The 22,266-nt window shown below is 45.0% G+C and carries 21 protein-coding genes; 2 read left to right on the top strand and 19 right to left on the bottom strand.

Going from position 1 to position 22,266, the window contains the following annotated elements:
* The first annotated feature begins 101 nt into the window (after nucleotides 1-101).
* Nucleotides 102-392 (top strand): hypothetical protein, encoded by a 291-nt coding sequence (locus tag ABIS22_00495; GenBank protein ID MEO7740377.1) that lies wholly within the window; start codon nucleotides 102-104, stop codon nucleotides 390-392.
* Here the strand turns inward: ABIS22_00495 and sbcB are convergent.
* The 7 genes from sbcB to ABIS22_00460 form a co-directional block, all read right to left on the bottom strand.
* Nucleotides 389-1,825, bottom strand: a complete 1,437-nt coding sequence (gene sbcB, locus ABIS22_00490) for an exodeoxyribonuclease I (GenBank protein ID MEO7740376.1) — start codon at nucleotides 1,823-1,825, stop codon at nucleotides 389-391. The two genes, ABIS22_00495 and sbcB, sit on opposite strands and share 4 nt — an antisense overlap.
* A 524-nt stretch (nucleotides 1,826-2,349) precedes the next feature.
* Nucleotides 2,350-3,642, bottom strand: coding sequence for a GTPase ObgE (obgE, locus tag ABIS22_00485; GenBank protein MEO7740375.1), 1,293 nt, complete (start codon nucleotides 3,640-3,642; stop codon nucleotides 2,350-2,352).
* Nucleotides 3,643-3,710: 68 nt separating this feature from the next.
* The gene (locus ABIS22_00480) at nucleotides 3,711-4,832 is read right to left on the bottom strand and encodes a CHAP domain-containing protein (GenBank protein ID MEO7740374.1); all 1,122 of its coding nucleotides are present in this window, start codon (nucleotides 4,830-4,832) and stop codon (nucleotides 3,711-3,713) included.
* Nucleotides 4,833-5,174: 342 nt separating this feature from the next.
* Nucleotides 5,175-6,431 (bottom strand): endolytic transglycosylase MltG, encoded by a 1,257-nt coding sequence (mltG, locus tag ABIS22_00475; GenBank protein ID MEO7740373.1) that lies wholly within the window; start codon nucleotides 6,429-6,431, stop codon nucleotides 5,175-5,177.
* A complete protein-coding gene (gene ruvX, locus ABIS22_00470) occupies nucleotides 6,428-6,835 on the bottom strand; it encodes a Holliday junction resolvase RuvX (protein ID MEO7740372.1) in 408 nt (135 codons plus the stop codon). Before ruvX ends, mltG begins: the two co-directional genes overlap by 4 nt.
* Nucleotides 6,822-8,483, bottom strand: a complete 1,662-nt coding sequence (locus ABIS22_00465) for a hypothetical protein (protein ID MEO7740371.1) — start codon at nucleotides 8,481-8,483, stop codon at nucleotides 6,822-6,824. The genes ruvX and ABIS22_00465 overlap by 14 nt, the downstream gene beginning before the upstream one ends.
* A 3-nt stretch (nucleotides 8,484-8,486) precedes the next feature.
* Nucleotides 8,487-9,752: a cell division FtsA domain-containing protein gene (locus tag ABIS22_00460; GenBank protein ID MEO7740370.1), complete on the bottom strand. Its 1,266-nt coding sequence runs from the start codon at nucleotides 9,750-9,752 to the stop codon at nucleotides 8,487-8,489.
* Between the two features lie 143 nt (nucleotides 9,753-9,895).
* Between ABIS22_00460 and ABIS22_00455 the strand changes: the two genes are divergently transcribed.
* Nucleotides 9,896-10,204, top strand: coding sequence for a hypothetical protein (locus ABIS22_00455; protein ID MEO7740369.1), 309 nt, complete (start codon nucleotides 9,896-9,898; stop codon nucleotides 10,202-10,204).
* A 92-nt stretch (nucleotides 10,205-10,296) separates the two neighbouring features.
* On the opposite strand, the gene ABIS22_00450 is transcribed toward ABIS22_00455, so the two are convergent.
* From ABIS22_00450 to rsmA, 12 genes are all read right to left on the bottom strand, one after another.
* Nucleotides 10,297-12,207 carry an alanine--tRNA ligase gene (locus ABIS22_00450; GenBank protein MEO7740368.1) on the bottom strand — a complete coding sequence of 637 codons (1,911 nt, stop codon included), beginning with the start codon at nucleotides 12,205-12,207 and terminating at the stop codon, nucleotides 10,297-10,299.
* Between the two features lie 418 nt (nucleotides 12,208-12,625).
* A complete protein-coding gene (locus ABIS22_00445) occupies nucleotides 12,626-13,222 on the bottom strand; it encodes a type II secretion system protein (GenBank protein MEO7740367.1) in 597 nt (198 codons plus the stop codon).
* Between the two features lie 61 nt (nucleotides 13,223-13,283).
* Nucleotides 13,284-14,324 (bottom strand): tRNA 2-thiouridine(34) synthase MnmA, encoded by a 1,041-nt coding sequence (mnmA, locus tag ABIS22_00440; GenBank protein ID MEO7740366.1) that lies wholly within the window; start codon nucleotides 14,322-14,324, stop codon nucleotides 13,284-13,286.
* Entirely contained in the window at nucleotides 14,321-14,923 is a 603-nt protein-coding gene (locus ABIS22_00435) for a YdcF family protein (protein ID MEO7740365.1), read from the bottom strand. Before ABIS22_00435 ends, mnmA begins: the two co-directional genes overlap by 4 nt.
* A complete protein-coding gene (locus ABIS22_00430) occupies nucleotides 14,920-16,074 on the bottom strand; it encodes a cysteine desulfurase family protein (GenBank protein MEO7740364.1) in 1,155 nt (384 codons plus the stop codon). Before ABIS22_00430 ends, ABIS22_00435 begins: the two co-directional genes overlap by 4 nt.
* Before the next feature lie 17 nt (nucleotides 16,075-16,091).
* Nucleotides 16,092-16,526, bottom strand: coding sequence for a hypothetical protein (locus ABIS22_00425; protein MEO7740363.1), 435 nt, complete (start codon nucleotides 16,524-16,526; stop codon nucleotides 16,092-16,094).
* A 12-nt stretch (nucleotides 16,527-16,538) separates the two neighbouring features.
* Nucleotides 16,539-16,865: a hypothetical protein gene (locus tag ABIS22_00420; GenBank protein MEO7740362.1), complete on the bottom strand. Its 327-nt coding sequence runs from the start codon at nucleotides 16,863-16,865 to the stop codon at nucleotides 16,539-16,541.
* A gap of 48 nt (nucleotides 16,866-16,913) precedes the next feature.
* The gene (locus ABIS22_00415; GenBank protein MEO7740361.1) at nucleotides 16,914-17,684 is read right to left on the bottom strand and encodes a TatD family hydrolase; all 771 of its coding nucleotides are present in this window, start codon (nucleotides 17,682-17,684) and stop codon (nucleotides 16,914-16,916) included.
* Nucleotide 17,685: 1 nt separating this feature from the next.
* On the bottom strand, nucleotides 17,686-19,179 hold the full coding sequence (locus ABIS22_00410; GenBank protein ID MEO7740360.1) for a class I tRNA ligase family protein: 1,494 nt from the start codon (nucleotides 19,177-19,179) through the stop codon (nucleotides 17,686-17,688).
* A 37-nt stretch (nucleotides 19,180-19,216) separates the two neighbouring features.
* Nucleotides 19,217-19,894 carry a polyphenol oxidase family protein gene (locus ABIS22_00405; protein ID MEO7740359.1) on the bottom strand — a complete coding sequence of 226 codons (678 nt, stop codon included), beginning with the start codon at nucleotides 19,892-19,894 and terminating at the stop codon, nucleotides 19,217-19,219.
* 89 nt (nucleotides 19,895-19,983) lie between these two features.
* Nucleotides 19,984-20,460 (bottom strand): hypothetical protein, encoded by a 477-nt coding sequence (locus ABIS22_00400; protein MEO7740358.1) that lies wholly within the window; start codon nucleotides 20,458-20,460, stop codon nucleotides 19,984-19,986.
* 1,039 nt (nucleotides 20,461-21,499) lie between these two features.
* Complete coding sequence (gene rsmA, locus ABIS22_00395) at nucleotides 21,500-22,264, bottom strand: 16S rRNA (adenine(1518)-N(6)/adenine(1519)-N(6))-dimethyltransferase RsmA (GenBank protein MEO7740357.1); 765 nt, start codon at nucleotides 22,262-22,264, stop codon at nucleotides 21,500-21,502.
* Nucleotides 22,265-22,266 lie beyond the last annotated feature (2 nt).

The raw sequence follows: 22,266 nt of genomic DNA, 5'->3' as shown, positions 1-22,266 counted from the left end.
ACCCTTTTACGTAAGACTGCTATTCTATCTTGCTTATCGTTGCATGAGGGTAATCTGGCTGCTATATTCGGAGGAAGTCAAAAGATAAAAAAGGTGTGTCAATGCGAAAAACTATCATTTCCGTGCTCATAGTCGTACTTGTTGTGCTGCTTCTTGGGAATTCTGGAATTCTGACCTCACTTCTTTTCTTTCTTCTCGTTGGTGCTGTCCCAGGAACAAGCTACGCCGTTCCTTCAGGTTTGATGCTTCTCATCATTGCGGTTATTATGTGGCTCATTCTTTTGCGATTTGCAGCCTTTGGTCTTATCCGTAATTTGTCATTTCGACGTCTTACCAAGCACCATCTTGCTACGAAGAAGCGAATGCCTCGTCACCGTTACAGCCAAATCTAGTCTTCGCTGTCTTGGTCTGATGTATCAGTTGGTGCAATGCTTTCAAGCCATAGTTGCATTTCCTGCATAACGTACTGCTTTCCGTCATCAAGTTCTGTTGCGGCAAGTTTATGAAGCGACTTCATAAATGATGGAAGCTGGGACTTTATTCTCTCGGTTCGCCACTGCTCCCATGCGCGTGATTCCTCTTCACTTAGTGAACGGGGATAATTACGAGCTTTGTAGTGCATAAGAAGTGTCGGTAATCTCTCATCCGTAAACTCAGGATTAAAATCTGCAAGTGTTCGCTCATCGGCATTTCGAACAGTTTCAATTCTCAGTCTGTCACGATCTGCGACAAAGCCATCATAGAGTTGCGCCTCGGCATCCTTTGATTTTTTAAATTCTGCCCTATTTTCAAATAAGCTACGAATATTTTCAGCAAAGTGAGGTGCTGATACGAGCGCGGATTTATGACTCTCAATTATATCTTTTGTAAGATGTATCTTATTCCAGCCATCACATGATTCCAAAACACCGAGCGGTGCAACTGCGGGTGTGCGGTTATATTGTAGTTCTTTGACCGGAAGAGGCACAAAGTCCTCAGACTTTCGCTCTTCCCATGATGCATAGAGTTTTTTTGCTAGCTCATCGGACGAAAGATTTATAAACAGCGCTGGATCATAGCGAAGATCATAAACAACTACGTTACCATTCTTGCTGCTTGTTAGCGGAAATGCGACGGTTGTCTTTTCATGCTCCGCGTCGAGTCGTCCACTTGTATAGACAAATGGTTTTTTATCGTCAAGATTAATGAGCTGCTGCACTTTTTTCTTATCACGCATATCAAGAAGATAATTATAAAGTTGTGGCTGTTTATCTTTAATAAGACGCGTCACATCAATCAAAGCCTCAACGTCACTGAGTGCATCATGTGCCTTCGCATGAACAATACCGTTTTCTTTTGTAATATGTTCAAGCCTATTAACTGCCTTACCATCAACAACCGGCCACTTGATGCCCTCAGGTCGAAGCGCTCTTGTGATACGAACAACATCAAGAAGGTCCCATCTTGAGCGGCCATCTTTCCAGGCCCACTCATATGGATCTTGGAATGTACGCCAAAAGAGGTGGCGAATAAACTCATCATCAAATCTAATACTATTAAATCCAACAGTGATAGTATCGGGTGTAAATATCTCATCGACGAGGATACGAGCAAACTCAGCCTCGCTATAACCGTCACTAACTGTCTGCTGGGGTGTAATGCCTGTCACCATCAAAGCTTCGGGACTTGGGAGTGTGTCATCATTAAGTCGTACGAGGACGTTGTATGGCTCACCTATAGGCTGAAGGTCCATATCCGTTCGTATACCGGCAAATTGCATTATGCGGTCACTCTGGGCGCTTAGCCCACTTGTTTCAAGGTCATAAAAAAAGAATGTTTTAGGCATTATATCTATTATAGACTGTTTTCTAGCAAAATAAAAAACACCCTTCTGGGTGATCGTTTGAAAGTATAATGATAGACGAGAAGTAATATATTTAAGCCCGAAGGCAGGGACGACGATGCGTCGTCATCCCTGCCCCGGGTGTATCGCAGTGTCCTTCTCGCGAACCGCTGGGTTTCCCCTTGGTCAGCCTTCGCTGCCGCCGCGACCGACTCGGCCACCTCGACCGATCCTGCCACCGCGACCGATACGGCCGCCTCGCTGAATGCAGCTCATGTTGCTTCCTTCCTTGGTCCTTTTGAGACCGAGTAGTGAATCAAACACACCGAACGACACGATGCCTCCGGCTTTGTCCTTTACTGTGAGTCGGCACAGCAAGGAAAGGTAATGTTTATAGCGAAATTGCCATAAACAACACGTTTCCATGCTGTGGTGCGTATACTTCTCGTCTATTAATGTATGTCTTAGGAGTAATCTCACTAAAACCTGGAAAAATTATAACACATATTTCTAAAAATAAATGTGACTTAAGACTCTTGCTGTTCGAGGAACGGGAATTCGCTTTCGCCGATTCGAATAATTGTCTCACCAGTTGCACCTTTTCGGCTTAACTCGTGTGAAATACCAAGTTTTTTCATAATGTCCCTAAGGCGGTTTACGTTCTCAAAACCATCGAAGTTTGTGCGTCTTGCGAACTTTTCGATTTTATCTCCATGAACAACCAGGACGTCACCGTCCTTTTCGACTGTCCAAGCATCATTAATTTGCTGCTCAGAGAGTGTAATAACCGGAAGATCTTCTTCGTCTTCAGCTTCAATTGCCTGCTCAATTTCACGAACTGCATCTACTTTTGCTCGAAGTGAGCGAAGCACTTCAGTAAGACCAGTGTGGCTACTTGCTGAGATTACAAAGACCTCGGCTTTTTTACCGGCAACCGCTTTTACTGCATCAACTTGCATCTTAATCATTTCATCATCAAAGCCTTCACACTTTGTGAGTGCAATGACTTCTGGTCGAGTTGCAAGCTCTTCACTATAGCTAGATAGTTCGTTACGAATTGTTTTGTAGCTCGCAGCCACATCATTACTGTAGATATCTATAAGATGAAGAAGTACCGCAGTACGTTCCACGTGTCGGAGGAATGCATCGCCAAGGCCCTTGCCTTCGCTCGCACCTTCAATAAGGCCAGGAATGTCAGCAACAAGAAGACTTGTGTTATCAATATCTGCAACACCAAGATTTGGTGTCAGAGTCGTAAACGCATAATCTGCAATTTCAGGACGAGCGTTACTGACAACTGATAAAAATGTTGATTTACCAGCATTTGGAAATCCAACAAGTCCAACATCAGCAATAAGCTTTAGTTCAAGTTGTGCTTCAAAATTGTCACCGTCTTCACCAAGTTCAGCGATTCGAGGCGTTTGACGAACTGAGGATTTAAAGTGAGCGTTTCCAAAGCCGCCATCACCACCTTTTGCGATAACGACCTGTTGACCATTTTCAATAAGGTCAGCAATAATCTCACCGTTTTTACGAACAACCGTACCCATTGGAACCTTCACAATTAAGTCTTCGCCAGATCGGCCTCTCTTATTTTGTTTACTTCCTTTATTACCATGATCTGCTTTGAGTTCAGGTTTAAATCGAAAGTCGACGAGTGTGTTGACGTTCTCACTTGCTTCGAAGATGACATCACCACCTTTGCCGCCATCACCACCGTCAGGACCACCTTTATCGACATAGATTTCATGACGAAAACTAACGGCACCATTGCCGCCATTACCGGCATTAATAAAAACTTTTGCTGTATCAACAAACATAACTTTCCCTATTATAGCAAAATCGCCCCTGAATTAACAGAGGCGACAGTGTTTAGGTTTTGTGCGGCCTAGTGAATGTAGTTAAATCCACCAGCTGAACCAGCACTCATAGTACGTGATGTCACGCGGTTAAAGTTACCGGCGTAGTTCATTTCACTTAAGCGAATGCTGCCGTCTGAATATACTTCTTCAACGATTGCGACATGCCCTGCACCACCTTCCATAACTTGGATAGCGCCTGGTTCAGGTGTACGGTCAACAAGGAAACCAGCAGCACGTGCGCTGTTATCCCATTCAGCACCGTTACCCCAGAAGCTACCAACAGGTCGGCCAAGCTGCGCACGGCGTTCGTATGCATACCAAGTACAGTTACCAAATGCATAACGATTACCTGCTGAGGCACGTGCAACTGAGCTACTAATAACAGAGTAGTCTGTTCCGCCGCTAGTACCGCCACCAACATAGACTGGTCGTGGTGCGACATAGCCTGGGCGCTCAGTATCAGGAAGAACACCTCCTGGAATAATAATCTTCATACCTGTTTTGACGCCAGCTAGCTCAAGGTCATTAAATGATACGATACGAGTTTTATCTGCACCGTACTTCGCTGCAAGAGAATCAACTGTATCACCATCTTTTACGACATATACCACACCGTCAACTGGTGGGATCATAAGTTGCTTGTTTGCTTCAATTGCATCACTTGCAATATTGTTTGCCCATTTAAGGGTTGTTGCAGAAATACCATAAAGGCTTGAAACGCCTTCAGCTGTATCACCAGCTTTTGCTGTGTAGGTTTTAATTTCCCTACTACCAGCAGTTGGTTGGATAATTTGAGGTTTAGAAACTGTAGCTGCTGTATCGCCTTGTGATAGTTCACTCCGGACAGAAAGTGAAACTGAAAGGTTAGCAACGTTTGGTGCAATTGGGAGATCTGCACGTTCAGCAATATTTGCTGCAATGTTGGTTGCAACTAATTGGTCAACAGAAGGCTGATCAACTTGATCGGTCGCTGGAGCTGATGTGGACGCACTCGCAAGTGCCTCGATTGACTGAGGTGGTCGGTAGCCAATAGCGACTATCGACATAATGAGCAGGAAGACACCGGTGTAAGCGGCAATCGTTGTCGATTTCGGTCCACCCTTGTTCTTACGGAGATTTTTGTGTCTCGAAAGAACTTGTTGCTTCATAGAAGCAGCGCTTAGAGGTGTATCCAAAACGGATTCTGATTTACTAATTCTGGTTCTCCTGCCGTTCGCATTACTGCAAAGGCGTCTACCTTACTTTGTCTTTCTTCTCGCAAGAACAGGGCACGTGTTTCGACCGATTTCGTTAATGATATTAATTGAAAAGTTCTTTATCGGTGCCCGTAGCGACATTTATTGGTAGGCTCATTTGTAATTCGTACTGCCCACTCGCATATACAGCTTTTGACCGCATTTAGTAGACGAACTTACAAATGTGCTGTGATTTATTGTATCAGGCATTGCAAAGAATGTCAATTTGTTTTATAAAATATCTACCTCTGTTATTTACGGAATTGAACACTTAACTTGGCAGTGATTCGTGATATTTTGCTCATGTTCATCATTTGTACGTGCAAAATACGTAATATTGTCGTCACCACTGAGGAAATACATATAATCTCCTGCTGCAGGATGCGAGGCTGCAATTAGCGCACCAAGGCTTGGCGTTGCTATTGGACCTGGAGGCAGCCCTGTATGAATGCGGGTATTATAAGGAGTATCGACAGTGACAGCATGGGACGCTCCAATAAGGTCCGCGCCGTAGTATGCGGTGACATCAGAACCGAGTGGCATATTTGCCGCAAGCCGTGAGTAAAAAACCTGAGAGACTTGGCTTTGGTCACTACTTGCACTATCAGGCGTAGTTGAGCTTGTTTCTCGTTGGATAATAGATGCAAGTGTAATCCCCTGGTAGAGAGTGAGTCCTTGTTTTTGGAAATCAGCCTTCAGCGTCGCAACATGCGTGTTAAATTCATCAAGAGTCCGGGAAATGATATCCTCAGGCGTTGCAGTTGTAAAAAAGCTATATGTTTGGCCGTACATATAGCCTTCAAGGCCAGCAGATGCTGGATGGCCATTAAATAAATCTGGGTATTTGTCTACATATGATTTATTAAATGCCGCTTCGACATCAGCTTTGGCGTAACCAGCTTTTATAAGGGTTTTTTTATTATCTGTGATTGTTGCACCTGGAAGAAATGTAAGCTGAAACTCGTCTGTTTTTCCCGCTACAAGATGGTCGACTATCTGCTGCGTTGTGTCGTGAGGAGATAAGCTAAATGTCCCAGCTTTTAACTTATCTCTTACACCCGAAAGCCTTGTATAGATATCAAAAGCAAACGTACTTCGAATGAGTTTTTGATCATGCAGCTGCGTAGAGATCATAGCTGGGCTTGCGCCGCTCTCAATTGTTACTCTCACACGGGCAGATTTCGCATCACTTGATACGGCCTGGAGCTGGTTGTTATACCAGACGTAAGATCCGATAACGGCAATGACCGCAAGAACAACGACGACAATAAGACCAATCATAAATTTACGTAGTCCAGAACGCTTCTTTTTATCTGGTAAAGAAAGCTTTGGTGGGTCAGGAATTGGACTAGGCTCAGCAGGAGCAAAAGGAATGTTCTCAGGTGTTGCTATTGGTGCGAATGAAGGGACTGCCTCAGGTCTTATGGTTGGCTGAAGTGGCTTTACGGGCTCATTCTGTACTAATCGCTCAGGACGCTGCTGTGGTCGAGGTGGTCGGATATCATTGTTCATGCATTTTGCTCCAAATAATCCTGAAGGATAATAGCCGCAGCTTGAGCATCAATATCGCCTTTGGAATATGGCTTTTTGTATGACTTCAGCTGCTGTTCTGCGATAACGCTCGTAAGTGACTCGTCCTGAAAAACAAGATCTGGTGCAATGTCTGTAAGCTGCTTTGTAAAATCTTCAACAAACGCGGTCTGTGCAGTTGGTTCGCCCGATTGGTTACGCGGGTATCCAACAACGACCGTGTCGACACTTTCGTCGATAACCAGTCGTGCGATACGTTCAACCTCATTACCATCAACTTCGATCGTATCAAAAGGCACGGCAATCCGGACGCCGCTGTCACCTACGGCGACACCTATGCGCTTTTCACCGACATCAAGAGCGAGATACGACTTAGTTTGAGGCATCTAATTTAAATTCAACATTGATCTTGCTAGTATCATTTGGTGCTGATGTTACCCAGAATGGCCAGAACTGTACATCGACGTTGTTAACGCCCTGAATGCCTTCGATTGCAGATTGAATTTCACCGTATCGTTTGCCCATGGCAGTTGATTTTATGACTGCATCATCAATCTTTGGACCAACTTGAGCTGTTGCGACAATGTTTGCTGTCGGCTTACCGTCAGTTGGTGCATTAACGTTCGTGAATGTTACTTTATCTAAACCATCACCATAGATACGTTGACTATTCTGATCTGTTAGTTGCTTATTAAAGTATGCATCGAGATATGTTTTAATTTCAGACTTATCGATACCAACCATTGTATATGTTAGGCTTGCAGAAAGTTTTGCTTTACCAGCTCCGGCAACAAGTTCTTGGTTTACAGCGGGCGTTGAAGTTGCTCCAGTTTGAGATGACATGAAGCTTGAGTCTAGAACGACTGACTGAGCGCCAAACTGAGTTTTTAGCTGTGTTTTCATGTCATCGTTATTTTTCTGAAGAAGTGCATCTGTTGCTTTTTGGATATCATCTGCAGTAACAATTGTTGCGACCTTATCTGTACCACCAGCACTTGCATCCACGAAGCTTGCCGATGCGGAGCTTGGTGCACCACTCAGTGCACCTGTTGCTCCGTTATATTTTGTACCGCTCGCAGCAGCCGTCACACCGACGGTCACACTCTGTGCACAGAAACTAGGAAAACATGGAGTACTCGGAGGAATTGTCGTGTCAGTATCAGTTGTAAATACGAGTCCAGCGGTACTTGTTAGTTGGCTACCAGCTGGGATTGATGTTGCAGATGGAGAAAGCTTCGATAATTTTACATTGCCTTTCGCCGTATCACCAACATCCTTTTTACCAGTAGCATCAAACTCAATTGAATCATCTTTTTTGATCTGCTGCGTTGCAGATCGAATGACGTTCGAAGTAAGGTCTGTCTTTGCTGTACTATCGAATGTTACTTTGCTGTTTACGGATGAATCTGTAGTTCTTGCAGTAATAAGCACCGTTGCACGTGGAGCGATAAATATTGCCCAAATTAAAAATCCTATAAGCAAAATGCCGCCGCCGATAAGGAGGAGGAGTTTTTTACGAAAAATGTTAAAGTTTGGTACCTTAACGCCACTTTTCGCTTTTGGCTTTGCGAGTGTTCCGCCAACAGAAGGAGCTGCCGCTTTTGCGATGTCATCAACCGCAGTATCCGTACCTGTATTATCTGAGACAGGAATTACTTTACGACCTTGTGGGGTATCGGCAGTTTTTACAAGTTCACCAACAGGGAGCTGAGCGCCATCAATGACATCTTCCCCATCATCAATATCCAGGGCTGGAATATCAGCAAGACCTGGCTTGCTCTGAAGATTTTTTGCGACTGGAAGCAGTGCTGCAGCAGACAGGGCTGAGAGTGCTGGGTTATTCGTAATAACAACGAGGTGTTTATTTGCCTGGCCTGCGGCACGGGCAAGAAGACGAAGATTGACAGCACTCTGTAACACACCAATTCGTTTTGGTGGTACAAGTGCGACGATTTTTTCTTTGGCTGATTTTACCTTACCGATAATTGCCGTGATATCGTCTTCGACATCGATGTAAATAACGTCTTTATTCATTGTTTATATTCTCAGAAGCCGATTTAGTTTATCCTTGATCGTATCTGTATCACTACTACCAATTATTGTATCATATCCAACCCTTAGAAGACCCATGGCTGTGATGAAGGTGTGGTCGTTTGCATCACCTGTTGCATCAGTAATTCCGGCAACTTCTTTAGGATTAATAAGCTGCACCGTAGGCTGTTTTGTAAATGGAAGTTCTTTGTGCCATGCACTTGATTCGAGTGACGTGATAATCTTTTTCAGACTTGAACCACCGCCACAAAGAAGAATACGATTTGGTAAATGATCGACTGAATCAAATTCGCTTAGCGCAAGTTCAACACCAGCAAGCCAGACATCTAGTGTTTTATCGATTGCTGCATTTGCATCTTTTGACACACTGGCTTTGATCTGAGGACTATCAATGTTCACTTTTAGTTTTTCAGCGTCACTGTAATTGAGGTCCATGTCAGTTGCGATTGTGCGCGTAAAGCTACGGCCACCAATACCGAACATTTTTGTTCCCTCGACGCCACCATCATTGACGACCGCAATATCCGTTGTACCACCACCAACGTCGACAAGAATAGCTGTAAACGTACTGCTCGCATCAGTTCCAAGAACCGAACGACTGACGGCAAATGGTTCAGCGGCAACAGCAACAAGCTCGAGCGCCAGTTCGTCTGCGACGCGCTCTAGGGCGCCAATATGCACCATTGGCGCAAAGGCGGTATAGATTTGTACTGCAACGTCTTTACCCTGAAAACCAATTGGATTACTAACCTTGTAGCCATCAATGTGAATACTCACAAGTGCAGAGTTTACGAGCTTTACTTCAACTTCATCGTTACCTGTTTCAAGGGCGATTTGTTTTTGAGCCTTACCCTGGGCGCGCTCTTGAACTTTTTCAATAATGAATTCCATTTCGGCAACATCGAGTGGACGATCTGGTTGTGGGCGGCGGTAACGAATTGTATTTGTGACACCCTTAACGAGTTCACCTGCAATACCGATAACGACACGAGTGGCGTGAATGCCAGATTGATCTTCGGCAGCACTCAGTGCTTCTTCACAGTTACGAACAACGCCAGATATGTCTGCTATTGCACCAGAGTACATGTCACTAACATCTTGGCGTGCACGTCCGACGCCAACAATCTCAAGCGTATCGTCTGTCTGTTTTGCAATAAGTGCTTTGACAAATTCAGTACCGATGTCGAGGGCGACAACGTAATCTGCATCAGATGTATTTTTGCGAGCTTGGCGAAATTTATCAAAAACCATAATTAGTATTCATTATAGAGCACTTTACGCGTTTGATGAAATTTTCTTACCATTAGATGGAGACATATTTTTCTCATCTATTGATATTAAATGAATAACATTGTATAGTTTCATCATCCGTTCCTCGAAAATTTGGAGTTATCATGACGTCAGGATCTGGCAGTAAGCTCGGTAGCGCTCCTCGTCGACTTGGATTTGTACTGAGTATTCTGTTACTCATCTTCGCTGTCGAGCGAGTAACCCTGTTCCTCGTCATCGGTGTCAAGATGAAGGGGTGTGAGTCATTGTCGTCTCTCACCTGCAAGATCGACTGGTGGGGCTATGGTGACGCTCCTACTGGTAAGATTGTGGCATCCTACATTATGGCAGTTTTGATACTGGATGTGCTCATGCTTTTAGTACTACTCGTCCGCTGGATACTGTTCGGCTCGAATGATGGCACCAAGAAGTAGATAATCTTCAATGAGGGCTGTGTAGTAATACACAGCAAAAGACGTGAAGGGCAAGTGTATGAACACTTGCCCTATTTTAATTTCTGATAACTTTACTGGAGGACTGCTTTTATACGACGAATTCCGGCGCTTGATGATTCTTCTTTAATTATTTTGAAGGTTTTGCCACCATCGATAAGTTCGTGTGTGTGATCGACATGAGGACCTCCGCAAATTTCAAAACTAAACGGAACATCTTCACCGTCTGCAATCATCTTGTAGACTTTAACCGTATCACCGTAGCGGTCGCCAAACTGACCAAGCGCACCTTTTTCTTCGCGCGCTACTTTTGTTGGATATTCAGCGAAACTAATCTTTAGATCTTTTTGAATCTGTTCGTTGACGATAGCTTCAACTTCTTGAATTTGTTCAGGAGTTACTTTTTCAGGATGAGAAAAGTCGAAGCGAAGACGTTCTTCAGTGATATTGCTTCCATGTTGTACGACGTGATCACCAAGAACCTGGCGAAGCGCCTGATACATAAGGTGCGTCGCCGTGTGGTATTTCTTATGTTGAAGAGTCTGACCGCCAAGACCACCCTTAAAGGTACCCTTTGCTGCAGTTTGAGAGCGTTCACGCTGCTCGGTCATTTTTGCATCAAATTCTTCGCGCCAATTTTCGCTAAGATCAATTCCTTGCTTAAATGCTTCTTCGGTTGAGAGCTCAGATGGAAAGCCGTATGTGTCATACAGTGTAAATACTTCTTCGCCCGTAAGACCACCTGCTTGTAGTTTTGAAAACACCAAAAGGCCTTTTCTGATTGTTTGGCGGAATGCCTTTTCTTCTTTAATAAGGACTGCAATAATCTGCTCACGGTTTTCGGCAACTTCTGGAAAATCATTATGATAAAGATCAGCGATAACTGGCACGATTTGTTCGAGGAAGTTTTGCTCGATACCAAGATCAAATGCTTTGATCATGGCACGTCTTACGAGACGACGCATAACGTAACCTTGTTGTTTGTTGCTCGGTACGATACCATCAACGGCCATAAATGTTGCAGCGCGAAGATGATCAGCGATGACCCGCATACTTGCCTGATTTGCATCGTAACTCTTGCCGCTAATTTTCTCTAATTTTTCAATGATTGGCCACAAAAGACTGATCTTATATGCATCTGGGTCATTGATTGCAGCAGCTGCAATGCGCTCTAAGCCCGAGCCATGATCAATGTTTGGTTTTTCAAGTGGGACAAAGACACCTTCAGCCTCTTTCCTGTACGCCATAAAGACGTTGTTACCAATTTCCATAAAACGACCACAGTCGCAGTTTGGGTGGCAAAATTCACCATACTCAATGTTATGCGGCGTACCAAAGTCGTAGAACATTTCTGAATCAGGACCACACGGATCACCTACTGGTGTCGTTTCTGGACCACCATTTCGACTCCACCAGTTCTTTGATCCATCGTAGTAGAATATTCGTTCACCATCTTTAATGCCACGAGAATAGCCGTCCTCTTCTGAGCCAATGTCAGCAACTTCAGCCGTAATATTCTTAGTAGCAAAAAGTGTTTGCCAAATTTGTGCAGCATCGGTATCTTTTGGAATATTATATTCTGGTGCACCAATAAAACATGTGACGTAGATCTTGCTTGGATCTAATTTCACAACTTCTGTAAGAAACTCGAACATCCAAGGGACTTGTTCAGCTTTAAAATAGTCACCCATACTCCAGTTGCCGAGCATTTCAAAAAAGGTTGTATGACGGTTATCGCCTACTTCTTCAATGTCCTGAGCTCGAAGACATGTTTGACTATCGACAAGACGAGTCCCTGATGGGTGTGGTTGCCCAAGAAGAAATGGAATCATTGGCTGCATGCCACTTCCTGTAAAAAGAGTCGATGGATCATTTTCCGGCACTATTTTTGCGCGTGGAATAACTGCGTGTCCGCGGTCTTTAAAGAAATCTAGATAAGCTTGACGTATTTCTTGAGCATTCATATCTGTTATTTTACCAGTCATTGTCATTTTGGACTATATTGACAATATTATGATACCATGATATAATTTATTACATTGTCAGATTGGCGATGTTTTTCAAAAAGCCGGAGGGATAGTTATGGATTCGTTCATAACCATTGTCACATATAAAAATGACGGGGAGGACAGAAGGAGAACCGAGAACCGTATACCTATCCGGTTCGAGAATTTCCTTCGAATCATGCACAACAACGAGACCAACTCGACAGTTGTGACTCTCTCAGACCACACCGAGCGTACCATCCCGGAGTGTGATGGCTACTACATCGAGATTGATACACCAGGGCTACAGAGTCTCAGATCCTTAGCGGGTCTCTGACAACGCCGCGAAAACGGCTGGGCTGGTGCCACATGGCGCCGCCCAGCCGGGTCGCGGCTATTTTTATTCCCTTATAAAAAGCTATTCACCATTTGTGTATGGCTTCCATCCGACTGATGGGTCTTGGGTAGCTGACCTCTCATAACCAAAAGATCTTGCATAGCCAGGATCAGTTGTCGCGATGCCTAATCGTGGGCACATCGTTGATTGCTGAGCGATCCAATTCTGTGTGCTCTCAGAAGGACCACCGAATGAAGTGTAGAAAAATATCTTTCCAGATTTACTAAGACTTGCAATTCCCGCTCTTGGATCGGGGCCACTTCGCACACAAATTATGAGATTGCGGCGATTCGTATCGTTACTGGCAGCTGGTGTCGTGACATCATATGCGCTTGTATTAATACGAATTTTTGATTCTGGATAGCCTGTCACCGCATCTGCCATTGACTCAAGTTCAGCCGTAGATTGAGGATAATTGCCCTTAAGGACTTTATACCTGCGAAGTGCTTTAAATATTGCCGTCTCATCGGATTTTACAATTGCATCAGAGGCATTCGATTGGATGCCTCTGTACGCTACGATAACAATAGCTGAAAGAATGCCAATGACGACAATCACGATAAGAAGTTCGACAATTGTAAAGCCTTTTGATTGTCTTAGCGCCCACGCTTTATACATTTACTCAGTATATACCATAAGCTAGATCTCAGTCACCAAGTATTTAACTTCCAGTGAGAGCCTAATCGACAATGCCGCCACCAAGGCATATATCATCTTTGTAGATGACGACTGACTGCCCGGCAGTGACCGCACGCTGCTGATCATGAAGCGTCAGTTTTGCTCCTCCTGCTTCTGTGTGGAATAACGTCGCTTTTGTAAGCGGAGCACGGTGGCGAATCCGAATAGTATAGACTCCTTCTTCTGGTGTTTCGTTTATCCAGTGAAGGTTCTGAAGTCCAACCGTGTCTCTCCATAGTGTTTCATCGTTAAGATTTGTCGTCACGTAGACTTCGTTTTTATCCATATCCTTACCAACGACGTAGTACGGGAGTCCGCCGCCAACATCAAGCCCATGTCGCTGGCCAAGTGTGTAGAAAATTGCCCCGTCATGATGTCCAAGAACTTTACGTGTTATTTTATCTATAATCTCACCCGATGTTTGTTCGACGTACTGAGATAAGAATTCACGTATACCAATTTTTCCAACAAAACAAATACCCTGGCTGTCTTTTTTACCAGCGGTATAAAGGCCTCTTTCTTTCGCCATTTCGCGTACAACAGGTTTTGTGAACTCACCAAGTGGAAACAGTGTTTTTTCAAGTGCCTCGCCCGTTACTCGGTATAAGAAGTAGGTCTGATCTTTATTAGTATCGACGGCTTGTTTTAAGATACCGTTTTCGACACGTGCATAGTGACCTGTTGCGATCATGTCTGCACCGTCCTCAAGTGCTGCCTCTAGGAAGAGTTTAAACTTTACTTCTTGGTTGCACATAATATCTGGATTTGGGGTTCTACCCAGGCGGTATTCTTCGATCATGTAGTCGACGACTTTATGACGGTATTCAGTTTCAAAATCGAATACTTTAAAGTCGATACCGAGCTGAACGGCAACGCGTTTTGCATCAGCTAGATCGTCGGCCCATGGACATTTCATACCAGGAAGATCCTGGGTCCAGTTCTTCATATAAACACCCGTGACGTTATACCCCTGCTCGACAAGAAGTGCCGCAGTTAATGAGGAGTCAACCCCACCGCTCATACCAACATAGACATTGATCATCTGCTACCACCCACGTAAAATGCAATGATTTTGAAAAACTCACTGAGTGCAAGGTACCAGCCTGTTGGCGTTAACCACCACCATGAGGACCACTGCGCATCACTTGCAACGGGATGGTTACGAATTGTAACGTCAGGTGAACGCTGGCTAAACTCAAGTCCTGCCCGTCGTTGGTGGTAGCCGCTTGTCACTAAAATAACGGATTTAATATTATATTCATTGAATATATTACGTGTTTTTTCAGCGTTTTCTTTTGTTGTCTCGCCGTACTCTTCGATGATAATATCACTGTCTGATACGCCGGCTTGTTCCGCTAAACCTTGCATCGCTTTTGCATTACTTGGTCCTGATTTATCGGCTGCGGCGCCTGAGAATATAAGCTTCTTACCCCAACCAGCTTTATACAAATTAATCGCCTCATTAGTTCTTGCAGTGGTATCACCACCACTTACCGCAACGATTGCATCGCTCGCAGCACACTCTGAATTTGTTAGCGATACCGCCGAACACGTACGAAGATCATCAGGTGCAAGGTACGCACTGAGGCTAAAAGCGATAACCGCAAACAAAACGGCGCTTAAAATAAGTCCTTTTATCATTTTGCTAGCCTCTTATATTCAGTAGCAATCACATCGATAAGAATCAACGTTGCAGCCTCGGTATTTTCTTCTGTCGATAGATGGCCAAATGTGAGTCTCAGACTTCCATCTGCGACTGTTGGATCAAGACCGATGGCAGTAAGCACATGTGAACGTGTCCCTTTATTTGCAGCGCAGGCACTACCTGTTGCAACGAGTACACCGCGTGCTTCAAGGCCAAATACAAGACGCTCAGCATCGATACCTGGAAATGAAATGTGAAGATGTCCTGCTAGCCGCTTTTTTTGGTAACCTGAAATGACCGCTTCTGGAAATGTGTTCGTTAGCTTTTCCTCTAACGTGTCCCGTAGTTTTGAGAGTCGCTCAACTTCTGTTTTTCGGTGACGATCAACGAGCGCAAATGCTTTCGCAAATCCGATCACACCAGCAACGTTTTCGGTTCCACTTCGTAGCCCTCGCTCCTGTCCACCGCCAACAATTTGCGGCTGAAGCCGGACATGACTTGCTGCCCAAAGAAGGCCAACTTGTTTTGGACCATACATCTTCCCCGCATTAAGGGTCAGCATATCAACGCCAAGCCGCGCTACGGTAATATCGAGTTGTCCTGCCCCCTGAGATGCATCTGTGTGAAGATAAATAGGCGTGTGGTTACCTGCCTCAAGGCGCTTTTCGCGCTCCTGGTGAATCACAGCTGCGATATCACGGAGAGACTGGACGGTGCCAAGTTCATTGTTAGCGGTGGCAATGCTCACAAGCTCAGTTTCAGGTCGAATCGCCTGCTTCACCGATTCCGGTGAGATAGTTCCACGTTCGTCAGCTGCAATAATGGTATGATCGTGAGTTCTCGCAGCCGCGAGCACAGCATGGTGCTCGATATTTGCCGTGATAACGTGGCCGGTAACGGCTCCAAAAGCAAGATTAATTGATTCAGTTGCGCCTGCAGTCATGACAAGTTCATCTGGTTTTGCGCCTATGATACCTGCAATTGTATGCTTTGCTTCTTCGTAATCTCGCCGTACAGCAATGGCAGGAGAATATGGACTTGATGGATTATAAAAGAGTTCAGAAAAGTACGGCTGCATAGCAGCGTGCACACGTTCGTCCATAGGAGTCGCCGCGGCATGATCAAGATAAATAGTATCAGTGCTCACGTAACTAATTATACCAGTTAGCTAAGCTTTTCACCGCTTGCTGGATCACGCTGGTATACTTCACGCATTACTCGCTCGTGATACATCTGCACGGCAACTGTCAGATTTTTTAACTCTTCACCTTCGATAAATTTATACTTTGCACCTTCTTGTACTTTCAAGATGCCATTATCGTGAACTTCGTACCTTGTTGTCGCTACTTTTTTCTTACCAGTTTCAACATCTATCCATTCTTCGTGCCAAATCCACGTATTTGGATCGAGATTAAAAAATTCTCGTCGATTCCCAGCGGGAATAGGACCAAATAGCTCTGATCCGATATTACTTTCAAGTTGAATTAGTTCACGTTCAGTCAGTGTTTTGAACGGTCGGTTTTTTGGCATACTTAGTTTCGGAAGAGATGAACTGTTTCCGATAAGTAGTTTGAGTGCTTTTTTAAATACATCAGCCATGGCATGATCTCCTTATGCTGCTTTGTCGAGAAATATCGTATTCTCTTGTTTACGGCGACGCGCATCGGCAAGCGATATGACATTACTTTGTGTGTACTCGTAATCATCGTCTGATATTGTAGAGTCAAGTTCATACTGTCGTGCTTCGCTCACAATAACGCTCAGACGTCCAATATACCCATGTGGAGTCGTCTTTAGTGCTTCGGATGCAAGATCATTTTGAGTTTTTTCAAGAAGAATGCGTGCTTCTGCCAAATCCAATAGATCTGGATTGCCAGCATGGAGGGACACATCAGTGTCGGTAGTGAGTTCTGTCGGGATATGTTCAAATTCTGACATAGTTATTACTCCGTCTAGTTGCTATAGAGGTTTCTTTTCGTGTGTATGTTAGAGTGCAAAAAGCACTGTAGCATTTGCGGCCGTTACTGCCGCAAGTTCATCAAGTGGTATATTTCTTACCGCTGCATGATGCTCTGCGACGTACTTCACAAATGCTGGCTCATTGACTATACCACGTACAGGAGCTGGTGTCAAGAAGGGAGCATCAGTTTCAAGAAGTAATTTAGACAGCGGAATTGAGGTGAACATGGCTTTTTGGGCCTCATCTTTTGTAAATGTACTGATACCGTTGACCCCTATAAAAAAATCTCGTTTCAGTCCATTTTCAAGTTGAATCTGTGAATCAGTAAAGCTATGCAGCTCACCCCTTATGCCATGGAAATTATCTATAATTGGCCAAAAGTCATCCCATACTGAGTGTCCTTGTATGACTGTTGCCGCATCACGAACGTGGAAGATAATTGGGAGATTATGAGCGAGTGCCATATGTATTTGGGCTTCTAAGGCCTGTATCTGAATCTCGCGCTTACTATGTGCATAGAAGTAGTCGAGACCAATTTCACCAACAGCCACAAGTCGTGGTGCGTTAAAAAGTCCCTCTATGTCATAGCCATCTTTTGTATCATGTGGATGAACGCCAATCGAGGCGTAAATGTTCTCGTGAAGGCCACCAAACGTAATAGCATCTTTTGAGCTCTTCTCACTGGTTCCGACGCATATCATCTTACCTACCCCAACGTCTTTGGCATGCTGTAAAACAACAGTACTATCTAAAGGATAGTCAGATTCATGGATATGACAATGCGTATCGATTAGCATATTAGCTCTTTGGAGGAAGTCCCGCACGAGGATCAGGAGTGTGAAGATATATCTTTGGAAAGAGAACACTCGTCGACGGAGTCACAAGCCCCGATTCAAACATACCGTGAATAGCAGTAGCCGTCGTTGGTAAGAACGGCAGGAGAAGATCACCGATCTGAAGAAGGTTACCTACTGCATGAGATAATACCTCGGAAAGATGTGCTTCAGCGTCAGGATTTTGTTCACGAGTTTTAGCTATTTCCCAAGGCTTAACGTCTTCAATGTACTGATTAAGGCCTCGGACCATTGCCCATACTTCATCAAGTGCACGGTTGAAGTTAAGTGTCTGCATATGTTCATGATATGTTTTATTGTCATGCTCATTTTGTGGAGCGTCGCCAATAACCCCTGATTGGTAGCGAACGATCATGCTTGATACACGCTGCACTAAGTTACCCAGATCATTGCCAAGCTCGGTGTTATACGCAGTTTCAAGTTTCTCCCATGTGAAATCGCCATCATCCTGAGTTGGGATGTGGCGAGAAAAGAAATAACGAAAAGCATCAAGACCGTATTGATCAATCACCTCATTTGGATCGACGACGTTTCCGACTGTTTTACTAATTTTAGCTCCGGCAATATTAATAAAGCCATGAACGAGTAGCTTCTTTGGAACTGAAAGCTCAAGACCTAGAAGCATGGCAGGCCAAATACCAGCGTGAAAACGAAGAATATCTTTGCCAATTACCTGTACATCTGCAGGCCAGTATTCTTCCCAACCAGCACGATCTGGATAGCCAAGGACGGTGATGTAGTTTGCAAGTGCATCAATCCAGACATACATAACCTGCTCTGGGTCACCAGGAACAGGAACACCCCATGAAAGGTTTTTACGTGGCCGACTAATGCTCACATCCTGAAGCCCGTCTTTCATAAGTTCAAGGAACTCTTTACCACGAAATTCAGGAACAATTTCCATACGCTTTGATTCAATGGCTTCACGAATCTTCTCGGTGAATGCACTAGCTTTTAGGTAGTAGTTCTCTTCGCTGACATGTTCATATGGTGTCTGATGATCGGGGCAGACGCCGTTTGTCGCTTGCACTTCTTTATCTGTAAAAAACGCCTCATGTCCAACACAGTACCAACCTTCGTAGGTACCTTTATAGATATACGGTTGGAGTTTTTGCCAGATATACTGAACTGCACCAATATGGTGCGGGTCTGTTGTGCGGATGAAATCTGTAAACTCGGCACCAGTTTTGAGCATGAGCTGCTCAAAGTTTCCGTACATTTGATCAGTGTAGGCTTGGGGCTGAAGCCCTAGCTCTGCGGCTTTACTGGCAATCTTATTACCATGTTCATCAGTTCCAACTTGAAAACGAACTTCATGGCCATTTTGTTTTTGGTAGCGAGACCAAATATCTGCGATGAGGTAATCAAGCGCATTACCAATGTGCGGTTTGGCATTCACGTAAGGAATGGCGGTAGTGATGTATAATTTTTTTCCCATTGCGTCTTATTGTAACAGATTACATAGGAGGTATAAACTAGTCTTCATAAAGGACGGCAACGACAGCGAAGCGGCCATCACTATCTTTTTCGCCCTTTAGAAATTGACTGTGTGAAAAGTACTTTGGATCGGTTGTTGTATCAATAGGAGATGCGGTAATATTCTCCCTTAAAACACCGGCGCTAAGAAGTTGCTCTATAGCAACGTCGTGCATGCTCCTGTTATCAAATCCAAAGAGAGGATAATTCACTCCACCCGCTGCAGGGCTGAGCCAGGCGGTTATATCACGGAGATCACTGCCACATTGCTGGACCATATATTCGACGGATGTTCTTCCACCTTCTTGTTCAAGATTATGTCTCCCAAGATGAGTGAGCATCACTGCTCCATTTTTAGCGTCGTAAAGCACCGTTCCGATACAATCGGCAAGAGGAAGAAACAGGCTGAGGCCAGCTTCAGTTGTGAGTAGCCCGTCGGCTTCTTTTGTTGATGGTTTAGTAATTCCCTCACCTGCTTCATCTTTACCGACAGTAAAATAGCGGCGGTAATTGTCGCCAGTGTATGTGAGTGGCACAAGAATCATCTGTTCAAGAGTCATGTCATTCTTTTTGAGAAACTTCTCACGATTTGCCCCAATCTCTTCAGGATGAAATGAATCCCCTATTTTCATAGAGCCATCAAGAGTTGTCGAGCAAGCAATCTGAAGTGTTGTCATATGACTACTATACATGAGCTAATAATCTTAGATATAGAAACCCCGCTACCGTGTGCAGCGGAGCGGGGCTCTACACTGCTAGTAGCGGGTCAGGAACACATCGCCTCGTTATCCCTTAGAAACTGGGTGATATCGGCGATGGTTGTTCCGTTGGCGGACGTACTGACATGGAAATCTCCTCCAGTGTACGCGTATCGCGGCATGAGTCCTGCAATCGGGCTACTGGGTGATCCCGCGAAAAACACGACGCAGCTTGACTCATAGGGAGCAATACCGACACCCTGGATCTCACCAGATTCTGGTAAACCATACATGGCCACGAGTCCATACTGCCCAGCGAACTGCCTCTGTTCCTCCGACATCTCATGGCTTGTGAGAATGCACAGTGCATCTGCAAATGCACCTTCCGGATGATCATCGCCCGTCATGTCGTCTACGCACCGAAGCGCAGACGGCCACGTTGACATTTTCCCGGCTGCCACGAGATGAATCATGACTGCAACAAGCATCACAACACCTGATAGGACAAGTCCTAGCAGGATCACAGCGGTTCGTCTTAGAACCATGCGAACTCCGATCGAAGTGTGGGACTACTGGCATAAACCTGTATATATTATTTCACTTTTATATAATTCTAGCAACTTTTTTTAAAAGATATTGACAATAGTATAATTATGATGTAGAGTGTGTAAATCAATCAGTTGAGTGGAGCAATTCAATCCTGGTCGGTACTTTGACAGTTAGGTAATAAAAATACTCCGGTCTGATCTGGACTGAACATAATTTCAGTATAGATCAGACCGGAGTGAATCACACTTCCGGCCAAACGAAAGGTACACCAACCATGTCCCCTCCGTACGGCACCACCTCGCACCACGAGTCCTTCAAGAAGACCAAGTCCGAGATCTCGAACCCCTCCCCGGCCGGCGGCTCCGACCCGATCACCAGCGACAGCTGATCATCGGCCGGCGGCGGCCACTCCAGATGGGACACGGCGCCCATGCAAGTGGCCGTCGTCGCACTCGGTGATCAAGCACATGTAGTCCGAATGGAGAACGAATGACCTTAGTCTAGGGTTTAGAGAGTCCCCCACCAAAGGGTTCTCCGTCTTTTGCCCGCGCAAGGGAAAGACGCCTAGAGCAACTTTGTGACCCATGCGACAGCTAGTTCGCGTGAGAAAGGGTGAAGGAATGTTCACAGTGATTCTCGGGCAGTAGTCTGGGCCGCGTCGATGCAAATCGAAGCAGCGGCCCAAACGTCCACCCGCTCACAAGCCCCCGCAGTGGGGACGCCGTGCCAGCCAAACAGCTGCGCTGGACGGTGAACCCACTGCGGGCCCATGTATTAAACTGATGCGATCGTCACCGGACGAGCAGTTCTGCTCTTCCATCTGTGACAGATACCTCCCCTTCGGGGCGAGCTGATCACTTCAGATTGTATGTGATTTGCCCCTGGGGCGGGTTTACTGGAAACAGTTACCCGCCCCAGGCATATATTTATTATCTAACTGTCGATAACTTCAATCGATATGCATAGCGCCAAGTAGGCGTCTTTTTTTATGTTTTTTTTGTTTTCTACGAATAATACCTGGCCGTATGCCAGGTATTATTGAAGTTTCGTTAGTCGTAGCCAATCATCGAGCGACAAGCTCTCTGCCCTATCGTCCGGGCTGATGTTCGCCTCTTTTAGCATTGCTTCTAGTTCTGGTTTCGTGATACCAAGACCAGCAGACAAACTCGAGCGTAGTTTTTTGCGTTTTGCAGAGAAGCCAGCTTTTACAACTTTAAAGAATTCTTTTTCTGGTATATCACCTAGAAATGATTCAGTGCGGGTTTTTAATACCACCACCTGACTATCTACTTTAGGGGCTGGCTCAAAAAGAGCAGCCGGAACTATGTCGCCAAGACTTACATGAGAAAAAAGCTGCGCACTGACGCCGAGGATACTCAGATCACCTGGTTTTGCCGCGAGGCGCTGGGCTACTTCTTTTTGGACAAGAAGTACTGCTGTTGATGGCTTGTTATCTGCTGTCATAAGAAGCTGAACTATTTTACTCGTGATGTAGTAGGGGACATTGGCAACAACTTTATAGTTTTTCGGAAGCTGGGAAAGATCGAATGAAAGGATGTCACCTGTTTTGACTTCGAGATTCTTGCCAGGAAACTGACCGGGGAGTTTTCGCGCCAGGTCTTCGTCAAATTCAACGGCAATCACCTTGTCTGCACGTCTGAGCAGTTCGGATGTTAGAGTACCAAGTCCAGGACCAATTTCAAGAACCGTATCTGACTTTTTAATATCTGCAAGATCTGCAATGTGCGCTAACACATCGCGATCTCGTAGCCAGTGCTGTCCGAGGGATTTATTTGGCATGA

The sequence above is a fragment of the Candidatus Saccharimonadales bacterium genome, assembly GCA_039928925.1.
Classification (GTDB): Bacteria; Patescibacteriota; Saccharimonadia; order Saccharimonadales; family Saccharimonadaceae; genus UBA6022.
This window is presented reverse-complemented; position numbering and strand designations above follow the sequence as displayed.

What these genes read in the sequence shown, in the direction of transcription:
- ABIS22_00495 (MEO7740377.1), top strand. Translation starts at nt 102, where the DNA reads ATGCGAAAAACTATCATTTCCGTGCTCATAGTCGTACTTGTTGTGCTG.
- sbcB (MEO7740376.1), bottom strand. Translation starts at nt 1,825, where the DNA reads ATGCCTAAAACATTCTTTTTTTATGACCTTGAAACAAGTGGGCTAAGC.
- obgE (MEO7740375.1), bottom strand. Translation starts at nt 3,642, where the DNA reads ATGTTTGTTGATACAGCAAAAGTTTTTATTAATGCCGGTAATGGCGGC.
- ABIS22_00480 (MEO7740374.1), bottom strand. Translation starts at nt 4,832, where the DNA reads ATGAAGCAACAAGTTCTTTCGAGACACAAAAATCTCCGTAAGAACAAG.
- mltG (MEO7740373.1), bottom strand. Translation starts at nt 6,431, where the DNA reads ATGAACAATGATATCCGACCACCTCGACCACAGCAGCGTCCTGAGCGA.
- ruvX (MEO7740372.1), bottom strand. Translation starts at nt 6,835, where the DNA reads ATGCCTCAAACTAAGTCGTATCTCGCTCTTGATGTCGGTGAAAAGCGC.
- ABIS22_00465 (MEO7740371.1), bottom strand. Translation starts at nt 8,483, where the DNA reads ATGAATAAAGACGTTATTTACATCGATGTCGAAGACGATATCACGGCA.
- ABIS22_00460 (MEO7740370.1), bottom strand. Translation starts at nt 9,752, where the DNA reads ATGGTTTTTGATAAATTTCGCCAAGCTCGCAAAAATACATCTGATGCA.
- ABIS22_00455 (MEO7740369.1), top strand. Translation starts at nt 9,896, where the DNA reads ATGACGTCAGGATCTGGCAGTAAGCTCGGTAGCGCTCCTCGTCGACTT.
- ABIS22_00450 (MEO7740368.1), bottom strand. Translation starts at nt 12,207, where the DNA reads ATGACTGGTAAAATAACAGATATGAATGCTCAAGAAATACGTCAAGCT.
- ABIS22_00445 (MEO7740367.1), bottom strand. Translation starts at nt 13,222, where the DNA reads ATGTATAAAGCGTGGGCGCTAAGACAATCAAAAGGCTTTACAATTGTC.
- mnmA (MEO7740366.1), bottom strand. Translation starts at nt 14,324, where the DNA reads ATGATCAATGTCTATGTTGGTATGAGCGGTGGGGTTGACTCCTCATTA.
- ABIS22_00435 (MEO7740365.1), bottom strand. Translation starts at nt 14,923, where the DNA reads ATGATAAAAGGACTTATTTTAAGCGCCGTTTTGTTTGCGGTTATCGCT.
- ABIS22_00425 (MEO7740363.1), bottom strand. Translation starts at nt 16,526, where the DNA reads ATGGCTGATGTATTTAAAAAAGCACTCAAACTACTTATCGGAAACAGT.
- ABIS22_00420 (MEO7740362.1), bottom strand. Translation starts at nt 16,865, where the DNA reads ATGTCAGAATTTGAACATATCCCGACAGAACTCACTACCGACACTGAT.
- ABIS22_00415 (MEO7740361.1), bottom strand. Translation starts at nt 17,684, where the DNA reads ATGCTAATCGATACGCATTGTCATATCCATGAATCTGACTATCCTTTA.
- ABIS22_00410 (MEO7740360.1), bottom strand. Translation starts at nt 19,179, where the DNA reads ATGGGAAAAAAATTATACATCACTACCGCCATTCCTTACGTGAATGCC.
- ABIS22_00405 (MEO7740359.1), bottom strand. Translation starts at nt 19,894, where the DNA reads ATGACAACACTTCAGATTGCTTGCTCGACAACTCTTGATGGCTCTATG.
- ABIS22_00400 (MEO7740358.1), bottom strand. Translation starts at nt 20,460, where the DNA reads ATGGTTCTAAGACGAACCGCTGTGATCCTGCTAGGACTTGTCCTATCA.
- rsmA (MEO7740357.1), bottom strand. Translation starts at nt 22,264, where the DNA reads ATGCCAAATAAATCCCTCGGACAGCACTGGCTACGAGATCGCGATGTG.